The organism is Streptomyces sp. AcH 505 (assembly GCF_000818175.1).
GTDB lineage: Bacteria > Actinomycetota > Actinomycetes > Streptomycetales > Streptomycetaceae > Streptomyces.
Genome location: NZ_JTIY01000002.1, coordinates 343,553 through 348,720 on the forward strand (window position 1 = coordinate 343,553; position 5,168 = coordinate 348,720).

Below are 5,168 nucleotides of genomic sequence, written 5' to 3' on the forward strand. Positions count from 1 at the left end.
CCGCCGCACGGCTGCCGGCCGTCTTCACCGCGGCCGTACGCGCCCTGCAGTGACGAACGGGACGCGCGCGGGCGGGGGTGTCGCGGCTCAAGGCGAGATGACGTCCACGCTGTCGGTCTCCGGCGGGTTCAGCGCCGCAGCCGAGTGCGGCAGCACGTTGGCGACGTAGTCCGCGATCGTCGCAGCGAGACCCACGTCGGTCCCCGCGTTCTCCGACAGGTACCAGCGGTGCTCCAGCACCTCGTGGTAGATCTGCGCCGCGTCCATCTCGCCGCGCAGCTCCAGCGGCACCGCCCGCACCGTGGGCCGGAAGACGTCGCGCACCCAGCGGTGCGCCAGCACCTCGGGCCTGGCCCCCAGCGGATCGCCCGGCGCGTAGTCGTCCTGACCCGCCATCCAGACCTCCAGGTCGCCGAGGAGCCGGCGCGCCTGGTTCTCCTCGGCGTCCAGGCCCGTCAGCCGCAGCAGCTGCCGCTGGTGGTGTCCCGCGTCCACCACCTTCGGCAGGAAGGTGACCGTGTCACCCTGCGGGGAGCTCTGGATCTGCATCTCGGCGACGTCGAAGCCCAGTTCGTTCAGGCGGCGTATCCGGCGGTCTATGTAGTGCCGCTTGTCGACCGGGTAGACCGACTCGCGGGTCAGCTCGTGCCAGAGGTCCTCGTAGCGCTTGACGATCGCCGCGCCGAACGGGACCGGGTCGACGGACGGGTGCAGGGAGCCCGAGGCCTCCAGGTCCATCAGCTCGCCCGCGATGTTCATCCGGGCCAGCTCTATGTCGTACTCCCGCTGGCCGTGGCTCAGGTTCTGCTGGATCTGGCCGGTCTCCGCGTCCACCAGATACGCGGCGTACGCGCCCGCGTCCCGCCGGAACAGCGCGTTCGACAGCGAGCAGTCGCCCCAGGCGAACCCGGCGAGATGCAGCCGTACGAGCAGCACGGCCAGCGCGTCCATCAGCCGCTTGACGGTGCTGGGGCGCATCGTCGACTCGAACATCGACCGGTAGGGCAGCGAGCCCTTGAGGTGGCGGGTGATCAGCGCCGACTCCAGCGGCTCGCCGTGCACGTCCACCCGTCCCGTCACCACACCCACCGCCTCGACGGCGGGGATGGCGAGCCGGTGCAGGTCCCGCAGCAGTCCGAACTCGCGGAGCGCGGCCCGCTCGGTGATCTCCTTCACGGCGACCACCTCGGGGCCCGCCGAGGCGAAGCGCACCACATGGCGTGAGATACCGCGGGGGAGCGGAACCAGACACTCCGCGGGCCAGGCGTCCAGCGGAGTGTTCCACGGGAGATCCAGCAGTACGGCCGGATGCTCCGGGTTGGTCGCGCTGATCTGCAGCGCCATCGTGCCTCCCACGGCGGTCGAGCGGTGTTCCCGCGGCGGGTTTCCTGACCGGAACCGCCCAGGACAGTGTGCCGGGTGTCGCACCGCCCCTGGTAGGGCGAGGGGTGCACAGGCGTTTACCCTGGTGGGTGAACACCTGTACACCCCCCGCGCGTACAAACGTCGGCACAGCACATACGGAGTGACATGTCCGGAGAGATATCCGCGCCCGTCGAGGAGCCCGTCGAAGCACCGCACCCGCGCTTCCTCGTCGCCGTCCTGTCGTTCTGCGGCGTGGTGGTCGCGGTCATGCAGACGCTCGTCGTACCGCTCCTGCCGCACATCCCGGACCTCACCGGCGCCACCCCCGCCGCCGCGAGCTGGCTGGTCACCGTCACGCTGCTGACCGGCGCCGTCTGCACCCCCGTGCTCGGGCGGGTCGGCGACATGTACGGCAAGCGCCGGGTGCTGCTCGCCTCGCTCGCGGTGCTGGCCCTCGGCTCCGTGCTGTGCGCCGTCAGCTCCGAGATCGGTGTGCTGATCGTCGGCCGGGCCCTCCAGGGGGCCGCGCTGGCCGTCGTACCGCTGGGCATCAGCATCATGCGCGACGAGCTGCCGCCCGCCCGGATGATCTCCTCCGTCGCGCTGATGAGTTCGACGCTCGGCATCGGCGCCGCCGTCGGACTGCCCATCGCCGCCTTCGTCATCGAGCACTACGAGTGGCACACCATGTTCTGGGCCTCGGCCGGGCTCGGTGTCCTCGACATCGTGCTCGTCCTGCTCTGCGTGCCCGAGTCGTCGCGCCGCTCGCACGGCAGGTTCGACGCCTGGGGCGCCCTCGGTCTGTCGGCGGCGCTGGTCAGCCTGCTGCTCGCGGTCACCCAGGGCGGCGACTGGGGTTGGACCTCCGGGCGCACCCTCGGTTTGCTCGTCCTCGCGGTACTGATCGCGCTCGCCTGGGGCCGCTTCGAGCTGCGGACCCGTTCGCCCATGGTCGACCTGCGGGTCTCGGCCCGGCCCGCCGTGCTGCTGACCAACATCGCCGCGCTGCTGATCGGCTTCGCCTTCTACGCCAACTCGCTGTCCACCGGGCAGATGGTGCAGGAGCCGAAGGCCACCGGCTACGGCCTCGGCGCGTCCATCGTGGTCAGCGGTCTGTGCATGCTGCCCGGCGGGATCGCGATGGTCGCGCTGTCACCGGTGTCGGCCAGGATCTCCGCCAAGTACGGGCCGAAGACCGCCCTCGCGATTGCCTCCGGGACGCTCGCCGTCGGCTATGTGATCCGCTTCTTCACCAGCCATCAGCTCTGGACGATCATCCTGGGGGCCACCGTCGTCGCTGCGGGCACCGCCATCGCCTACTCCGCCCTGCCCACGCTCGTGATGCGCTCGGTGCCGGTGGCCGAGACGGGGGCGGCCAACGGGCTCAACACCCTGATGCGCTCGGTCGGCCAGGCGTTCTCCAGCGCGGTGGTCGCCGCCGTCCTGGCCAACGTCACCTTCACGGTGGGCGGGCTCACCGCGCCGACCCTGCACGCCTATCTGCTGGTGTTCCTGATCTCGGGCGGTGTGGCGCTGGCGGCGCTGGCCGTCACGCTGTGTCTGCCGAGCGGCAGGACACCCGCGACCGGTAGCGTCGGGAGGGACCGGACCGCATCGCTCGCCCAGGAGAACGCATGAGCGCGGAAGCCACCGATCCTGGCAGCGGCCGGGGCGCGATCCTGCGCGCCGCCCGGCGGGCCTTCGCCGTACGGCCGTACGCGGAGGTGACGCTGCGCGGCATCGCGGCGGACGCGGGCGTCAGTGCCTCGCTGATCGTCAAGCACTTCGGCACGAAGGAAGAGCTCTTCAACACCGTCGCCGACTTCGCCCCCGCGGCCGACCTGCTCTTCGCCGTACCGCCCGCCGAACTGGGCCGGCATCTGGTGCTCACCGTGGTGCGCGCCAAGCGGGCGCAGGGCGACCTGCTGCTGCGGGTGGTGTTCTCGCTCGGCAAGGACGACGAACGGGCGCTGCTGCGCGAGCGGTTCGGCGAGCAGATCACCCAGCGGCTGGCCGGGCTGCTGCCGGGACCCGGCGGCGCACTGCGGGCCGAGCTGATCGCGGGACAGCTCATCGGGCTCAGCGCCACGCTCAGCCTGCACGCGGCGGGCGCCGGCGCCGCCGCCACCCCCGAGCAGCTGGCCGATCTCTACGGACCGGCCGTACAGACCCTGGTCACCGGGGCCTCCGTCACCGGCTGAGCAGCAGCTCCGTGTTGCGGTCCGCGGACTCGCCGACCCCCGCGGTGCCGCGCCCCGGGGCGTTCTGGGCCAGTTCGCGGTAGAGGCCGGCGAGGCCGGTCTGCGACAGGTCGTCGAAGTCGGTGCGGTACGGCGCGCCCGACTCGATCAGCGTGGTGAACAGGGACAGTGTGCCGTCGCCGTTGTCGGTGATCTCGATGACCCGGGCGAGCTGCGGGTGGTCGACGTGCGACGCGGTGGAGATCTCCCAGAACGAGCCGTGCGGCAGGATCGCGTTGCGGTGGCTGTGCCCGTTGACCCACGCCAGGACATTACGGTGGCGCCGCAGCAGGGCCACCACTTCGTCGCCCGTGTGGCGCGCCTCGCCCGGTCTGGCCGGATCACGGTGGGTGTTGGTCATCGTCCAGCTGTTGTGGTGGCTGAGAACAACGACGTGCGCGTCCTTGTTCTCCGTGAGTGTTCGCTCCAGCCAAGTGAGCTGGGCCGTGCCGAGTGAGCCGAGGAAGTGTCCGGCGCGGTCGGTGGTGTCCAGGCTGACGCCGATGACGTTCCCGCCCATCGGGAAGGTGTAGTACAGCGTGTCACTGTCGAGGTTGGCGGCGCTGTAGCCGTGGCCCAGCGGACCCGGTCCCGTGCGGGCCGGGTCGAGGTGCGCCCGGAGGTATTCGCGGGGGCCGAACGGGGCCCGGAGCGGATCCGGTGTGACGGTGCGCATCCGGCGCTTCTCGCGGCGCAGCAGATCGACCAGCTCGCCGCCCGCCGGATTGCTGCCGGCGGTCAGCACCTTCGCCAGCGCGTCGGCATCGGAGTCCGGGACGGCGAACAACTTCCGGTCACCGACGGCGAATTCGGCGAGGAAACCGGATCGGTCCGCCATCGCGCCGCTGGCCAGCGAGTCGTGGTTGCCGACCGTCGAGTACCACGGGATCCGCAGTCCCGGGCTGTCGACGGAACGCATCGCGGCGTCGAGGAACCCGTCGATCCTGGGGAAGCCGAGCTGCTTGTCCGGGTCGCGCAGCGCGTCCTCGGGGTGCCAGTACAGCCGCTCACCGGAATTCTGCACGCCCTCGTACTTTTTGCCGTCCCCCGTGTTGGGGGTGACCCGGCCGCCGCTCATCACGGTCAGGAACCAGTCGAGTTCCGCCCGCGAGTTGTTGTCGGTGTTGTCGCCGGTCGTCACGGCGAAGGACAGCGGGGCGCCGGTCGCGGGACCCGCGGTGAGGGCGTTGATCCGCTCGACCAGGGAGACGGCGCCGGGCACCGTGAGCGCTTCGTGCGGACGCCAGGAGCTGAGCTGCCGCGCGCGCAGGTACTCGGTGCGCACCGGGTGCTGGACGTCGACCAGGTGCAGGTCGGTGAGCTGCACGAACGAGCTGAGGACGGTACGCCGGTCGGCGCGCCCCTTCTTGGCCGGCGCCAGCCGCTCCCTGACGACGCGGTGCCAGCCGGGCCCTTCGCCGAGCCGCCGGAAGGCGGCGAGGTTGTTACGCGGGGCGGCGACCGAGTCCAGTGTGGTCCTGGCCGGTACGGCCGGCGTGGGGGTGGGGGAGGGGGCGGTACGGGGCGCGGGCACCGCCGGAGCGGACGACTCCGGTGCGGCGG

Annotated in this window: 4 protein-coding genes; 2 read left to right on the top strand and 2 right to left on the bottom strand. The window is 71.5% G+C overall.

Features of this window, described 5'->3' with window-relative positions:
- Nucleotides 1-87 precede the first annotated feature (87 nt).
- Nucleotides 88-1,344, bottom strand: a complete 1,257-nt coding sequence (locus HY68_RS31665) for a DUF4032 domain-containing protein (protein WP_042000373.1) — start codon at nucleotides 1,342-1,344, stop codon at nucleotides 88-90.
- A gap of 186 nt (nucleotides 1,345-1,530) precedes the next feature.
- On the opposite strand from HY68_RS31665, the gene HY68_RS31670 reads away from it, so the two are divergent.
- Nucleotides 1,531-3,003 (top strand): MFS transporter, encoded by a 1,473-nt coding sequence (locus HY68_RS31670; RefSeq protein ID WP_041998262.1) that lies wholly within the window; start codon nucleotides 1,531-1,533, stop codon nucleotides 3,001-3,003.
- Nucleotides 3,000-3,566: a TetR/AcrR family transcriptional regulator gene (locus tag HY68_RS31675; RefSeq protein ID WP_041998264.1), complete on the top strand. Its 567-nt coding sequence runs from the start codon at nucleotides 3,000-3,002 to the stop codon at nucleotides 3,564-3,566. Before HY68_RS31670 ends, HY68_RS31675 begins: the two co-directional genes overlap by 4 nt.
- Here the strand turns inward: HY68_RS31675 and HY68_RS31680 are convergent.
- Nucleotides 3,556-5,168 (bottom strand): TIGR03767 family metallophosphoesterase (locus HY68_RS31680; protein WP_052457350.1); only part of this gene is annotated, 1,613 nt, incomplete at its 5' end. The genes HY68_RS31675 and HY68_RS31680 overlap by 11 nt on opposite strands.